Origin of the sequence: Xanthomonas campestris pv. campestris str. ATCC 33913 (assembly GCF_000007145.1) — a bacterium.
Taxonomy (GTDB): Bacteria; Pseudomonadota; Gammaproteobacteria; order Xanthomonadales; family Xanthomonadaceae; genus Xanthomonas; species Xanthomonas campestris.
In genome coordinates, this window is sequence record NC_003902.1 from 3,589,677 (window position 1) to 3,603,936 (window position 14,260).

Below are 14,260 nucleotides of genomic sequence, written 5' to 3' on the forward strand. Positions count from 1 at the left end.
GCGGTCGTCCGCGCGGTAGCGCCACGCTGCCGCGCCCCGCATCGCTCACGGCGCGCTGGCCGTGCCCAGCATGCCGATCGTCCCCAGCCAGGTTTCCACCAGGTGCGGCCACTGCGCGATCGGCAGCTTGCCTGCACGCAGACCGAACGCATGCCCACCTTCGGCGTACAGATGCATTTCCGCCGGCACGCCAGCCTGCTTGAGGGCCACGTAGTAGGCCAGTGACTGGCTGACGCCATCCACCTCGTCGTCCTCGGCCTGCAGCAGGAAGGTGGGTGGCGTGTCGGCGGTCACGGTGATGTCCGGCCGCAGCGGCAGATGCGTTGGATCACGCTTGGCACGATCCTCATCCTCGTGCGCCCACAGATGGCCCGGATAGACGGCAATGGCAAAGTCCGGGCGGCAGGACTGTGCATCGGCCGCGTCGACCGATGGGTACGTGCGCCGGGTGAAATGCGTACTCATCGCAGCCACGAGGTGGCCACCGGCGGAAAACCCGATGACGCCGACCCTGTGCGGGTCCACGCCCCAGTCGTCGGCATGCTGGCGCACCAGGCCCAGTGCGCGCTGCGCATCCTGCAAGGCCGTCTGCACCTTGGGGTAATAGCGGCCACCATTGGTCCAGGTCGGCCCCGAATTCGGGACGCGGTACTTGAGCAGCACGCAGGTGATGCCGCGCCCACTCAACCAATCGCATATGTCGGTGCCTTCCAGGTCCATGGCCAGCACCTGGTAGCCGCCACCGGGAAACACCACCGCCGCCGCGCCGGTGTTCTGCCCCTTGGGGGCATAGAACGTGATCGTCGGGCGACTGACATCGCCCACCTTGGTCCAGGGGCGCTTGCCCTCGCCGGTGCCGACCGATTCGGGGCGTGGGTGAGGCAACGCGTCAGGCACCACGGTCGGCCAGAGCGGCATCTGGACGTGACCAGGTGGCGGCAGCCAGGCGCGCGCCGGCGCCACGGCGGGAGCGAGCAGCAACGCCAGCGCCGCAGTCCGGGCAACACGAAGCCAGTGCATTGTCGACCTCCGAAATTGAAGTTGAGCGGAAACATCCTGGCTCACGGTGTGCTGTCACCCTGCCGCTCCAGAAACGTGGCGAAGGTGGCTTCGCTGACATGGTGCTCGATGCCTTCGGCGTCTCGCGCACGCGCTGCGGACCGCCTCAGGCGCGCGCCGCTTCCCACGCCGCGATGGCGTGTGTTGCAGTCGACGCGCGGCGCGGACGCATCACGCGCAGCAGGTGCACCACGCCGCAGCGGCTGCGCTGGCCGCCGCGCTCAACCCACGAGGTCGCGTACCGCTTCCGCCACCGCCTTCAACGCGGCGTCGCGGGCGGCCGCATCGACGGTGGCACCGTTGAGATACGCGGTCAGCAGCAACGGCGCCGCGCGCCCGGGCGGCCAGATGATCGCGATGTCGTTACGGGTGTCGGTGCCATTGCTGCCGGTCTTGTCGCCGATCTTCCAGTCGCGCGGCAGGCCGGCGCGCAGGCAATCGTCGCCGGTGCGGTTGTCGATCATCCAGGCGGTGAGCTGTTTGCGCGACGCCGGTTGCAGCGCATCGCCAAGCAGCAGCGTGCGCAGGGTCGCGGCCATCGCCGCCGGCGTGGTGGTGTCGCGCGGCTCGCCTGGGGCGAACCCGTTCATCGCCGGCTCGAGGCGGTCACTGCGGGTCTTCGTATCACCGATCCCGCGCAGGAAGCGGGTCAGGCCCGGCGGGTCACCGATCAACGGAAACAGCAGGTTGGCGGCCGGGTTGTCGCTATGGATCATCGTGGCCTGGCACAGCTCGGCCACGCTCAGTGAGCCGCCGACATGGCGCTCGGTGACCGGCGCATGTTCGAGCATGTCGGAGGCGCGGATCTTGATCTGCTGCGTCAACCGCAGCTCCCCCTTGTCCACCCGCTGCAGCACCGCCGCAGCCAATACAAATTTGAAGGTGCTGCACATTGGAAAGCGCTCGTTCTCGCGCTGGCCGATGCGCCATCCGGAGCCGCTGTCGAGCAGGCACGTCCCCAGGCGGCCGCCGGTGCCGCGTTGGATCTCGGCCCAGCGCGCACGCAACATATCGTCCACGTTCACCACCGGGGAGAGCGCCCATGCGGGACGGGACGCCGCAATCAGCACGCTTGCGCCGGTCATGGACAGGAACTGCCGTCGGTTCAACATGGCGCTGCCTCCTTGAGAGAGCCCGCAGTATCGGGGCCGGCGCGCTGGCCGACCACCGCAATGTTTCGATCCCTGGCATGAATTGAACTAATCTCCTGGCATGCCCAGACCGCGTCTCCCGCTCAATGCCCTGCGCGCGTTCGAGGCCGCCGCACGCCATCAGAACCTGACCCGCGCGGCCGGCGAGCTGTGCGTCAGCCAGGCCGCGCTCAGCCACCAGATCAAGGCATTGGAGCAACAGCTGGGCACCAGCCTGTTCCACCGCCTGCCGCGCGGGGTCGCGCTCACCGACGAGGGCGCCGCGCTGGCGCCGGTGCTGGGCGACGCATTCGACCGCATTGCCGCCACGCTGGAGCGCTTTGCCGGCGGCCGCTATCGCGAAGTGCTCAGCTTGGGCGTGGTGGCCACGTTTGCCACCGGCTGGTTGCTGCCGCGCGTGGCCGCCTTCCACGCGGCACATCCGGACATCGAACTGCGCCTGTCGACCCACAACAATCGGGTGGATCTGGCCGGCGAAGGGCTGGATCTGGCAATCCGCTTCGGCGACGGCGACTGGCAGGGGCAGATTGCGCATGCCGTGATGGAGGCACCGTTTGCGCCGGTATGCGCCCCGGCGATGGCGCGTGCCTTGCACACGCCTGCCGATCTGGCCCACGTGCCGTTGCTGCGTTCGTACCGGCCGGACGAATGGGCACAGTGGTTTCGTGCTGCCGGCACCTCGGAGGTGCCTGCGCGTGGCGCGATGTTCGATTCGTCGCTGGCACTGGCCAGTGCGGCCGCGGCTGGCGCTGGTGTGGCGTTGTTGCCGCTGCGCTTGTTTGCCCAGGACCTGGGCGCGGGGCGATTGGCCTGCCCATTCCCGATCGAGATCGATGCGGGGCGCTACTGGTTGACCCGGTTGCGCTCGCGCCCGGAAAGCGACGCCGAAGCCCGGCTGCGCGCCTGGCTGCTGGCCGAACAGCAGCGCGCCGATTGAGCAGCGTCGCCGCGTGCCACGTTCAACGGCGCGCGGACGCCTTCCCCACCTGCAACGCAAAGTGGCGAAACGCTTCGTACTGCGCCCTGTCGGCGAACCAGTGCGGAGCGAACAGCTCGAATAACCGGTCGTTGTGATACAGCAACAGCACGCGCTCGTTTTCGCGGCAGCGGATGTAATCGGACCAGGGACGGCGCAGATGCCCGTCTGCCCAGGTGATTTCCAGCCCGGTGTCGTCCCACGCATAGGTGTAGGTGTGCCGCAGCGCGGCCTGCTGCGCATGCAGGCGCTTGATCTTTCGTGGCAAGCCCCAGACGTGCAACACCGCCAGGCCGATCAAGCCGCCGCCGCCCGCGCCGATCAGCACCGGGCCGATGATGTCGCCGGCCCCGATCAGTTGAAGCAAACCCATCCCGATCAGCAGCAGGACCACCAGCACCACGATCAACCGCTTGGCCGTATGCCGCGCATGCAGGCGCTGCGCGGCCAGATGGTCTTCCAGGCTGATGGTGGCGTTGATCATGTTCGCGACATCCGTGTAGTTGGCTCGCTGCGCATCGTAACGCCTGCGCATTACGCGCCGTCCAGCAACTCCATCCAGGCCGCTTCGGCAGCGGCCAGCTGCTGCGCGGTGGTTTCGCGCTCGCGGCCCAATACCGCCGTCTTGTCGGCATCTGGATAGTTGGCCGGGTTGGCGAGCTGCCGGTCCAGGTCCGCCAACGCGGCTTCCAGTTCGCCCACGCGCTTTTCGGCGCTGGCCAACCTGTGCGGGTTGACTGCCTTTTTCGGCGGCAGTGGCTTGGTCGGCGGTGGCGGGGTCGGTGCCACTTCGGCCATCTTCTGCTTGGTGCCCTGCGCGGCCGGGCGGCTGCGCAACCAGGCGGCGTATTCGTCCAGGTCGCCGTCGAACGGCTCGACCACGCCATCGGCCACGCGCCAGAAACTGTCGCAGACCAGGCCGATCAGATGGCGGTCGTGCGAGACCATCACGATGGCGCCTTCAAAGTCGCTCAGCGCCTCGGCCAGCGCCTCGCGCATTTCCAGATCCAAATGGTTGGTCGGTTCGTCGAGCAGCAGCACGTTCGGCTGCTGCCAGGCGATCAGCGCCAGCGCCAGGCGCGCGCGCTCGCCCCCGGAGAAGCCATCCACCACTTCAAACGCGCGGTCGCCGGCGAAATTCCATTTACCCAGGAAATCGCGGAACGCCTGATTGGAACCGTCCGGCGACAGATCGCGGAAATGGTCCATCGGCGACTGGCCTTCATGCAGCGATTCCACCGTGTGCTGGGCGAAGTAGCCGATGCGCAGGTCCGGGTGCGCACTGCGCTCGCCCGACAGCGGTGCAAGCTCACCCACCAGTGTTTTGACCAGCGTCGACTTACCCGCGCCATTGGGCCCCAGCAACCCGATCCGGTCGCCCGCCTCCAGCCCGAATCCAACATCGTGCAGCACGGTAATCGCATCGCTGGACCCACGCTTTTGCGATTCCCCATCCCCGATTCCCGATTCCCGCGGCGAAGCCGCATACCCGGCATCCAGATGATTCAGCCGGATCAACGAAAACGGCAGCCGATTGGGCTGGGCGAACTGGATGCGGAATTCGCGCTCGGCGCGCACCGCCTCGGTGCCGGCCATCTTGGCCAGGCGCTTCATGCGGCTCTGCGCCTGGGTGGCCTTGCTGGCCTGCGCCTTGAAGCGGTCGATGAAGCTCTGCAGATGCGCGCGCTCGGCCTGTTCCTTGTCGTGCGCAATCTGCTGCTGACGCAGGTGCTCGATGCGCTGGCGCTCGAAATCGGTGTAGCCGCCGACGTACAGCTTGGCGGTGCCGCCGTGCAGGTGCAGCGTGTGGGTAGCGACGTTGTCCAGGAACTCGCGGTCATGGCTGATCAGCAGCAAGGTGCCCGGGTACTTGAGCAGCCATTGCTCCAGCCACAGCACCGCGTCCATGTCCAAGTGGTTGGTCGGTTCGTCCAGCAGCAGCAGGTCGCTGGGCATCATCAGCGCGCGCGCCAGGTTCAGCCGCACCCGCCAGCCGCCGGAGAACGAGGACACCGCGCGATGGTGGGTATCGGCCGGGAAGCCCAGGCCGTGCAGCAGCTTGCCAGCGCGCGCTTCGGCGTCGTACGCGCCCAGCTCGGCCATGGTCTGGTGCGCATTGGCCACCGCTTCCCAGTCCTCGCGTGCGGTCGCCTCGGCTTCCTTCTGCAGGATGGCGGACACCTCGATGTCGCCGCCGAGCACGAACGACAGCGCCGGGTCGGGCAAGGACGGGGTTTCCTGCGAGACACTGGCGGTGCGCACCTTGCCGGGCAGGTCGACGTCGCCCTTGTCGGCTTCCAGCTCGCCCTTGACCGCGGCAAACAGGCTGGACTTGCCAGTGCCGTTGCGGCCCACCACACCGACGCGGTAGCCGGCATGCATGGTCAGGTCGACGTTGGACAGCAGCAGACGCTCGCCGCGTCGCATGGAGAAGTTGCGCAGGGAAATCATTGATGGACAGTCCGATAGAACGAAAAGGAATGAGCAGATGAGCAGCATTCCTGCGACGCCATTCTAGCGTTAACAAATAATTAGCGCCTTCAGGTTGGCTGCGGCAGTCTTCGCCTTGCCGCGACCCCGGCCTGCCTAGCCTTGCTGGTCCCGCCAGGGCCCTCGTTTTGGAGTTGTCATGAATACCCCGCTGTCCACGCTTGCGACCGCCATCGTCGCCGCGCTGCTTGCCTCCCCCGCCCTCGCCCAGAACGCCCCGGCGGCCACCGCCAACACCCTGGACACGGTCATCGTCACCGGTACCCGCGTGTCCGACCGCACCGTGGCCGAGTCGCAATCGCCTATCGACATCATCAGCGCCGAGTCGCTGCAGGCCACCGGCACCTCCGAGCTGGCCACTGCGCTGGCGCGTGCGCTGCCCTCGCTGAACTTCCCGCGTCCGGCGCTGAGCGATGGCACCAGCGCGATCCGCCCCGCCCAGCTGCGCGGGCTCTCGCCCGACCAGGTGCTGGTGCTGGTCAATGGCAAGCGCCGCCACACCTCGTCGCTGCTCAACCTCAACGGCACCATCGGCCGCGGCGCTGCGGCAGTGGATCTGAACACCATTCCGGTAGCGGCCATCGCGCGCGTGGAAGTGCTGCGTGACGGCGCGTCGGCGCAATACGGCTCCGACGCCATCGCCGGTGTGGTCAACATCGTGCTCAAGGGCGCGGAAAAGGGCGGCAGCCTGCAAGCCGGGTTCGGCCAGTATTCGGCCGGCGACGGCAGCAACTATGAGCTGTCCGGCGACACCGGCGTGGCCTACGGCGGCGACCGCGGCTGGCTGCACGTGGCCGCCCAGCTCAACCAGCAGGACCCGACCGACCGCGCCCGCGCCTACGCCGGCGCACCCAGCGCCTCGCAGCCCGCCGTTGGCCAGAAGGCCTTCAAGATCGGCGACCCCGACGTCAACGCACAGGCGTTGTCGGCCAACACCGAATTCAACTTCAGCGACAGCATCACCGGCTACGCATTCGCCACCGCGAGCAACCGCGACATCACCTCGTTCGCGTTCTACCGCGCGCCGGGCAGCACCGCGCAGAACATCCTGTCGATCTATCCGCAGGGCTTCCTGCCGGAAATCCAGACCTACGCCAAGGACCGCTCGGTGGTCGCCGGCGTGCGCGGCTCCACCGCCAGCGGCTGGGACTGGGATGCCAGCTACAACTACGGCTACAACAAGATCGATTTCCACACCCGCAACACGCTCAATGTGAGCCTGGGGCCGACCTCGCCCACGTCGTTCTATGACGGCGCGCTGGAAACCACGCAGAACATCGTCAACCTCGACGTCAAGCGCGGGTTCGATTGGGGCCTGGCGTATCCGGTCACGGTGGCGTTCGGCGCCGAATACCGCAACGAGAAGTGGAACCAGTCGCCGGGCGAAGTGGGCTCCTATTTCCAGAGCGGCACGCTGGCCGGTGGCGCGCAGGGCTTCGGTGGGTTTGCACCGAGTGTGTCCGGGCAGTACTCGCGCGACAGCTACGCGCTGTATGCCGACATCGAAGCCGACTTCACCGACAAGTTCTCCGCCGGCCTGGCCGGGCGCTACGAGGACTACAGCGATTTCGGCAGCCAGGCATCGGGCAAGTTGTCGGCGCGCTATGCGTTCACCGACAAGGTCGCCTTGCGCGGTACGGTGTCGTCGGGCTTCCGCGCACCGTCGCTGGCGCAGCAGTATTTCCAGTCCACCAGCACCACCTTCCTGGCCGGCAATCCGAACCCGTTCGAGATCCGTACCTTCCCGGCCGACAGCACGGTGGCACGCGCGCTCGGCGCCGAGCCGCTGGATGCGGAGACCTCACTCTCCTACAGCCTGGGCCTGGTATTGCAGCCGACCGACGCGCTGTACGTCACCGTGGATGCGTACCAGATCGATGTAGACGACCGCATCGTGCTGTCGTCCAACCTCACCGGTACCGGCGTGCGTTCGCTGCTGGAATCGCAAGGCATCTTCGGCATCAACGGCGGCCGTTACTTCACCAATGCGGTGGACACGCGCACCCGCGGTGTCGACGTGGTGGGCAGCTACCGCTGGCAGCTCGCCGCCAGCAGCATCGACCTGACCGCCGGCTACAACTATTCAGAAACCGAAGTGCGCAGCGTGGCCGCCAACCCGGCCGCGTTGTCAGCCAACGGGTTGAGCCTGGAGCGTATCGACCGCACCGAACGTGGCCGCATCGAAGAAGGCTTCCCGCGCGACAAGTTCCTGATCAACGGCAGCTGGAATCTGGACCACTGGACACTGGCGTTGGGTGCCACGCGTTACGGTGAATACACCACGCGCCCGGCCGCGGCGATCAACGATCAGACCTTCGGCGCCAAGTGGGTTGTGGATGCCTCGGCCAGCTACAAGATCGACCGCTGGACGCTCACCCTGGGCGCGGACAACCTGCTGGACGAGTACCCGGACGAGAACAACTTCGCCAACTCCACCAGCGGGCAATTCCCGTACAGCAATCTGTCGCCGTTCGGTTTCAACGGTGCCTACGTGTACGGCCGCATCAACTACCGCTGGTAAGCCTTGCCATACTGCAAGTCCACACGCCCCGGCCTGCCCGGGGCGTATGCGTTTTGGGCCGCTGGCGGCTACTCCCTGCGGCCTTGTTTGCGGCATGGCGTGGCTGCCGGAGGCCTCAACGCCGGGTGAAGGGTTTCCCGCCTCGGCAGTGCTATCACGTGCGCTCCTGTCATGTGGAGCGCTCCGATGGAAACAGCACAGTTGTCGCGTGGACGCTTGATCGATCACCTGCATCTGGTGGTGCAGGACCTGAAGGCGAGCCGGCGCTTTTACGGCGCCGTGCTCGATGTGCTCGGCGTGCCGCTGGGCGGCGAAGGCGAGGGATTCTTCTGGGCCGACGAGCTGTTCGTGTCCGACCGCCACACCGTTGCCCAGGGCGAACTCACCGGCCGCCATCACCTGGCCTTCCAGGCACACGATGTGGCGATGGTGCACGCCTTCCATGCCGCCGCACTTGCACACGGTGGCCGTGACAACGGCGCGCCGGGCGTGCGCCCGTATCACCCGAGTTATTACGCGGCGTTTGTGCTCGACCCGGATGGCAACAACATCGAGGCGGTCTTCCATGGTCCTGCGCAACGCAGTGCGGAGGCGGTGCAAATCACCTACTGATGCCGAAGTTTCATAACTGGTATTCAGTGTCCAACATGGTGCAAACCAGGCCGCACCATTGCAGGTGTGGTGCAAGCAACGCATCACTTTGGTGCACGATGACAACGATGGCACTAGCACGTCATTGATGACAGTTACTTGCGCAACGTAACCAAAATTTGACATGTGGTTACGCGTGGTTAATGGTTGGGAACGCACCGCAGCTGCCGCAACGGACGCGGCCCGGGAAGGGGGCCCCTGCGATGCATCCGTTCCCCACTCGGAGTTGTCACCGCATGAATTGCAAGACCAGTCCACTCGCTGTTGCCGTTGTTCTTGCACTCTCGTTTTCCGCTTCAACTGCTGTCGCACAGTCGCAGGCGCCTACCCAGAAGACCCTCGATACGCTGATCGTGACCGGTACGCGCGTGGCCGATCGCACCGTGGCCGAATCGGCCTCGCCGATCGACATCATTTCGCCGCAGGCACTGGAATCCACCGGCACCACCGAGCTGGCCACCGCGCTGTCGCGCGCGATCCCCTCGCTGAATTTCCCCCGCCCGGCCATCTCCGATGGCTCGGATGCGGTGCGCCCTGCGCAGTTGCGCGGCCTGTCGCCCGATCAGGTGCTGGTGCTGGTCAACGGCAAGCGCTATCACAGCACCGCGCTGATCAACCTCAACGACACCCAGGGCCGCGGCTCCTCGCCCGCCGACCTCAACACCATTCCGATCGCCGCCGTGGAGCGCATCGAAGTACTGCGCGATGGCGCATCGGCGCAATACGGCTCGGACGCGATTGCCGGCGTGATCAACATCGTGCTCAAGGGCAGCGGCGAAGGCGGCAGCGTCAATGGCCGCTACGGCAAGTACAGCGCCGGCGACGGCGAGCAGTATCAGTTGTCCGGCGATGCAGGCTTCAGCTTTGCCGGTACCGGCAAGGTGCACCTGGCCGCGCAGGCCGGGCATTCGGATCAGACCAACCGCGCGCTGCCGTTCCAGGGCCGCGTGGAGCAGCGCTACGGCGATCCCGAAATCGATCAGGGCGCGGTGTCGTTCAACGGCGAATACAGCCCCACCGATTACCTGACCTTCTATTCGTTCGGCATGGTCAGCCGGCGCGAAGTGCTCTCCAACGGCTACTTCCGCTTTGCCGGCGACAACCGCAACCGTCCGGAAATCTACCCGGACGGTTTCCTGCCGCAGATCTACAACGTCAGCAAGGACGTCTCCTGGGTGGGCGGTTTGAAGACCTCCACCGAAGGCGGCCTGAACATCGATCTGAGCTACAACTACGGCCAGAACAACCTCACCTTCGATGTGCGCAACAGCTTGAACAACAGCTTAGGGCTGGCCAGCCCCACCGACTTCCATGCCGGTACGCTGGAGGTCACCCAGAACGTGCTCAATGCCGACTTCACCAAGACGCTCGACTGGGGTTTGGCCTACCCGGTTGCCTTGGCATTCGGCGCGGAATGGCGCGGCGAAAAGTTCAACCAATCGCCCGGTGATGCGGCGTCCTCGGCCAATGGCGGCATTCCCTCGGCCAACGGCGCGCTGATTCCTGGTGCGCAGGTGTTCCCGGGCTTCAAGCTCTCCGATGCCGGCTACTACAACCGCAACAGCCACTCGGCCTATGTGGACCTGGAAGCGGATCTCACCGAAAAGCTGTCGGCCGGCTTGGCCGGGCGCTACGAGAAGTACAGCGACTTCGGCGACACCGCCACCGGCAAGCTGTCGCTGCGCTACGCGTTAACCGACAAGGTGGCGCTGCGTGCCACCGCCTCCACCGGTTTCCGCGCACCGTCGCTGCAGCAGCAGAACTTCCAGTCGATTGCCACGCAGTTCCTCAACGTGGCGCAGCCCAATGGCGGCGTGTCGGCGATTCCGTTCGAGATCGGCACCTTCCGTACCGACAACCCGGCCGCCATCGCGCTCGGTGCCGAACCGCTCAAGGCCGAAGAGTCCAAGAACTACGGCCTGGGCGTGGTGTTGCAGCCGGTGGAGAATCTCTATATCACCGTCGATGCGTACCGCATCGATATCGATGACCGCATCGTGCTGTCGGAGAACCTCACCTCCATCGCGGCGCGTAACTACCTGCAGGCCAATGGCTTCCCGGGGATCGGCGGCGGGCGCTACTTCACCAATGCGGTGGACACCAAGACCCAGGGCGTGGACGGGGTCGGCACCTATCGCTGGAACCTGGACAGCGGCAGCGTGGAGCTGACCACCGGCTACAACTACAACAAGACCGAGGTCGAACAGATCGCGGCCAATCCGCCCGCGCTGGAAGCCATCGATCCGGGCGCGGTGCGTATCGGCCGTGCAGAGCTCGGCCGCATCACCGAAGGCACGCCGCGCGACAAGTTCTTCCTGGGCGGCACCTGGTCGCCGGGCAACTGGTCGTTCACCGGCACCGCTACGCGCTGGGGCGAATTCACCACCTTCGGCACCAACGCCGGCAGCGACCAGACCTATGCCGCGAAATGGACGCTGGACCTGGCCGCCTCCTACAAGCTGGGCAGCTGGAACTTCACCGTCGGTGGCGACAACGTGCTCAACGAATATCCGGACCGTCAGGAAGCCGGCCTGGGCACGCGGACCTACCTGCCCTACAGCAGCGCCTCGCCGTTCGGTTTCAACGGCGCCTTGGTGTACGCCAACGTGAACTACAAGTGGTAAGTCACTAGGACAGCCGGCAACGCCTCCTCGCGGTGGCGTTGCCGGTGCTCCATCGCGGCATCCACCCCGGCGCCTCGGGCAACGACGCGCCGGGGTGACTCCTCATTCGGTGCATTGATCGGCCTAAAGCCGCGCTGTTTGCAGGCGCGGCCACTGCGGCGACCAGCACACCTGCATTGACTGCACCTGCCCCACGCAAGGACGAACGGCGCCATCGCTGCGGTCAGTGCAACTGCCCGCCGCTGTCGCGCTCCTGCATGCCGCATGGCCGTGCGTTTGCTGCTCCATCCCTTTCCCCCTGCTTCCCTTTCCTCCTGAGCGCCTCATCCCATGCACACGTCCACGTCTCTTTCGATTGCGGTTTCCATCGCGCTGGCCGCCAACGCGTTCGCCGGTACCGCGCAGGCACAGCAGCCGCCCCCACAGAAAACCCTCGACACCTTGATCGTTACCGGCACGCGCGTGGCCGACCGCACCGTGGCCGAATCCGAATCGCCGATCGACATCATCACCGAGCAGTCGTTGCAGGCGACCGGTGCGACCGATATCGCCACCGCGCTCGGCAAGCTGCTGCCGTCCCTGAACTTCCCGCGCCCGGCCATTTCCGACGGTAACGATGCCGCGCGCCCGGCCACGCTGCGCGGCCTGTCGCCGGATGCGGTGCTGGTGCTGGTGGATGGCAAGCGCTATCACACCTCTGCGCTGATCAACTACAACCCGTATGTGGGGCGCGGCTCGGCGCCGGCCGACCTCAACTCGCTGCCGATGTCGGCGGTGGCGCGCATCGAAGTGCTGCGTGATGGCGCCTCGGCGCAATACGGCTCCGATGCGATCGCCGGCGTGGTCAACATCGTGCTCAAGCACGGTGCCAAGACCGGCGACAACAGCGTGTCGGTCAACGGTGGTTTCATGGACAAGGGCGACGGCGAGCAGAACGGCATCGACGGCTCGGTCGGCATGGGCTTCGGCGGCACCGGCGGCGATACCACGCCGGGCTGGGTGCGGCTGTCGTGGAACTACCAGAACACCATGAGCACCAACCGCGGCGAAAACACCAACCGCGCCACCACCGTGCCCGGCACGCCCAATCCAGGTGGCGTGCCGTACCAGCGCCACGGCGACCCGAAGTCCACGTTCTACCAGGGCCTGGCCGCGTTCGGCTACGAGTTCTCGCCGAACCTGGAACTGTACGGCCACTTCAGTGCCAGCCGCCGCGAGGTGACTTCCAACGGCTATTACCGCGCCGCCGACAACCCCGCGCGCAATGTGCCCTCGATCTATCCGAACGGCTTCCTGCCGCAGATCTACAACCCGGTCAACGACCGCTCGGCAGTGCTCGGCATCAAGGGCAGCACCGAGAGCGAGTGGAACTGGGATCTGTCGGCGTCGTACGGCAAGAACGACATGAGCTTCAACATCCTCAACAGCATCAACACCAACCTGTTCTACACCACCGGTGCATCGCCCACCAACTTCAACTCCGGCGGCTTTGAAACCCAGCAGGGCACGGTGAATCTGGACATCAGCCGCGCCTTCGATTGGGGCCTGGCGTATCCGGTCAATGTCGCTTTCGGCGCCGAGCATCGCCAGGACCGCTACCGCATCACCGCCGGCTCGCCGGACTCGTATTTCTTCGATCCCAACACCATCAATCCGGCCGATGGCGCGCCGTATCCCGGTGGCGCACAGGTGTTCTCCGGGTTGGAGCCGTCGGTGGCAGGCAAGTTCGGCCGGCATAGCAACGCGGTCTACGCCAACCTGGAAGCCAACCTCACCGAGAAGCTCTCCGGCGGTATCGCCGGGCGCTATGAAAACTACAGCGATGCCGGCGCCACGCGTTCGGGCAAGCTGTCGGCGCGTTATGCCTTCACCGACACCTTCTCGCTGCGCGGCACGATCTCCAACGGCTTCCGCGCGCCGTCGCTGGCCCAGCAGAACTACGCCTCGGTGGTGACGCTGATCCAGAACGGCGAGCTGGTGCAGGTGGGCACCTACCGCACCTCCGACCCGGTGGCACTGGCGCTGGGCGCACGCCCGCTGAGCCCGGAAAAATCCAGCAACTACGGCCTGGGCGGCGTCTGGCAGCCAACTGCCAACTTCACCTCCAGCCTGGACGTGTACCAAATCCGCATCTGGGACCAGATCCTGTATTCGGACCAGTTGCAGTTGGCGCAGCCGATCGGCCAGGTGGCCGCGGTGCAGTTCTTCGTCAACGGCGCCACCAGCCGCACGCGCGGCGTGGACTGGGTCAACAGCTACATCGCCGATCTGGGCGAGCTGGGCCAGCTGACCCTGGGTGCCAGCGCCAACTACAACAAGACCACCATCCTGGAGTTGTCCAACCCCAACTTCGGCCGCGCCAGCCAGGGCCTGCTCACCGATGCCACGCCGCGCACCAAGTACATGGCCTCGGCGGATTGGGCGATCGGTGGATTCACGCTCAACGGCAACGCCACGCGTTACGGCTCGATCAAGCGCATCAGCGACCCGGTCGACGGCAGCCAGGACCAGACCTATGACGCACGCTGGATCCTGAACCTGTCCGCCAGCCAGACCTGGAACGCCTTCACCTTCACCGTGGGCGCGGACAACCTCACCAACCAGTACCCGACCAAGGCGCAGCTGACCACCGCCTACGACGACCGTGCTGGCGGCCTGCAGTATTCCTCGCTGTCCCCGTTCGGCTTCAACGGCCGTTACTGGTATGGCCGGGTGACCTACCGGTTCTGATCCACTGCGGCGAGATCCGGGCCATCGCGGTATCCGCGATGGCCCGTTTTTTTTGCCC

General features: G+C 66.1%; 9 protein-coding genes and 1 pseudogene. 5 read left to right on the plus strand and 5 right to left on the minus strand.

The genetic code is table 11. From position 1 onward, the window contains the following. Positions 1 to 45: 45 nt before the first annotated feature. The 3 genes and pseudogenes from XCC_RS15755 to bla form a co-directional block, all read right to left on the minus strand. Entirely contained in the window at positions 46 to 1,020 is a 975-nt protein-coding gene (locus XCC_RS15755; RefSeq protein WP_019237388.1) for an alpha/beta hydrolase, read from the minus strand. Between the two features lie 41 nt (positions 1,021 to 1,061). Next, positions 1,062 to 1,157, minus strand: a pseudogene (locus tag XCC_RS15760) (iron dependent repressor); the annotation flags it as partial. Positions 1,158 to 1,280: 123 nt separating this feature from the next. Continuing rightward, a complete protein-coding gene (bla, locus tag XCC_RS15765; protein ID WP_011038154.1) occupies positions 1,281 to 2,171 on the minus strand; it encodes a class A beta-lactamase in 891 nt (296 codons plus the stop codon). 100 nt (positions 2,172 to 2,271) lie between these two features. Between bla and ampR the strand changes: the two genes are divergently transcribed. Beyond that, complete coding sequence (gene ampR / locus XCC_RS15770; RefSeq protein ID WP_011038155.1) at positions 2,272 to 3,147, plus strand: LysR family transcriptional regulator AmpR; 876 nt, start codon at positions 2,272 to 2,274, stop codon at positions 3,145 to 3,147. 22 nt (positions 3,148 to 3,169) lie between these two features. On the opposite strand, the gene XCC_RS15775 is transcribed toward ampR, so the two are convergent. Together XCC_RS15775 and XCC_RS15780 are read right to left on the minus strand one after the other, a co-directional pair. Further along, positions 3,170 to 3,670: a YcxB family protein gene (locus tag XCC_RS15775; protein WP_011038156.1), complete on the minus strand. Its 501-nt coding sequence runs from the start codon at positions 3,668 to 3,670 to the stop codon at positions 3,170 to 3,172. A gap of 50 nt (positions 3,671 to 3,720) precedes the next feature. After that, positions 3,721 to 5,637, minus strand: coding sequence for an ABC-F family ATP-binding cassette domain-containing protein (locus XCC_RS15780; RefSeq protein ID WP_011038157.1), 1,917 nt, complete (start codon positions 5,635 to 5,637; stop codon positions 3,721 to 3,723). A gap of 178 nt (positions 5,638 to 5,815) precedes the next feature. On the opposite strand from XCC_RS15780, the gene XCC_RS15785 reads away from it, so the two are divergent. The 4 genes from XCC_RS15785 (at position 5,816) to XCC_RS15800 (ending at position 14,202) form a co-directional block, all read left to right on the plus strand. Continuing rightward, on the plus strand, positions 5,816 to 8,197 hold the full coding sequence (locus XCC_RS15785) for a TonB-dependent receptor plug domain-containing protein (protein ID WP_011038158.1): 2,382 nt from the start codon (positions 5,816 to 5,818) through the stop codon (positions 8,195 to 8,197). A 186-nt stretch (positions 8,198 to 8,383) separates the two neighbouring features. Further along, the gene (locus XCC_RS15790) at positions 8,384 to 8,809 is read left to right on the plus strand and encodes a VOC family protein (RefSeq protein ID WP_043877724.1); all 426 of its coding nucleotides are present in this window, start codon (positions 8,384 to 8,386) and stop codon (positions 8,807 to 8,809) included. 275 nt (positions 8,810 to 9,084) lie between these two features. Further along, the gene (locus XCC_RS15795; RefSeq protein ID WP_011038160.1) at positions 9,085 to 11,472 is read left to right on the plus strand and encodes a TonB-dependent receptor plug domain-containing protein; all 2,388 of its coding nucleotides are present in this window, start codon (positions 9,085 to 9,087) and stop codon (positions 11,470 to 11,472) included. Between the two features lie 330 nt (positions 11,473 to 11,802). After that, positions 11,803 to 14,202 carry a TonB-dependent receptor plug domain-containing protein gene (locus tag XCC_RS15800; protein WP_011038161.1) on the plus strand — a complete coding sequence of 800 codons (2,400 nt, stop codon included), beginning with the start codon at positions 11,803 to 11,805 and terminating at the stop codon, positions 14,200 to 14,202. The last annotated feature ends 58 nt before the right edge of the window (positions 14,203 to 14,260 follow it).

What these genes read in the sequence shown, in the direction of transcription:
- XCC_RS15790 (WP_043877724.1), top strand. Translation starts at nt 8,384, where the DNA reads ATGGAAACAGCACAGTTGTCGCGTGGACGCTTGATCGATCACCTGCAT.
- XCC_RS15775 (WP_011038156.1), bottom strand. Translation starts at nt 3,670, where the DNA reads ATGATCAACGCCACCATCAGCCTGGAAGACCATCTGGCCGCGCAGCGC.
- XCC_RS15780 (WP_011038157.1), bottom strand. Translation starts at nt 5,637, where the DNA reads ATGATTTCCCTGCGCAACTTCTCCATGCGACGCGGCGAGCGTCTGCTG.
- ampR (WP_011038155.1), top strand. Translation starts at nt 2,272, where the DNA reads ATGCCCAGACCGCGTCTCCCGCTCAATGCCCTGCGCGCGTTCGAGGCC.
- XCC_RS15785 (WP_011038158.1), top strand. Translation starts at nt 5,816, where the DNA reads ATGAATACCCCGCTGTCCACGCTTGCGACCGCCATCGTCGCCGCGCTG.
- bla (WP_011038154.1), bottom strand. Translation starts at nt 2,171, where the DNA reads ATGTTGAACCGACGGCAGTTCCTGTCCATGACCGGCGCAAGCGTGCTG.
- XCC_RS15795 (WP_011038160.1), top strand. Translation starts at nt 9,085, where the DNA reads ATGAATTGCAAGACCAGTCCACTCGCTGTTGCCGTTGTTCTTGCACTC.
- XCC_RS15800 (WP_011038161.1), top strand. Translation starts at nt 11,803, where the DNA reads ATGCACACGTCCACGTCTCTTTCGATTGCGGTTTCCATCGCGCTGGCC.
- XCC_RS15755 (WP_019237388.1), bottom strand. Translation starts at nt 1,020, where the DNA reads ATGCACTGGCTTCGTGTTGCCCGGACTGCGGCGCTGGCGTTGCTGCTC.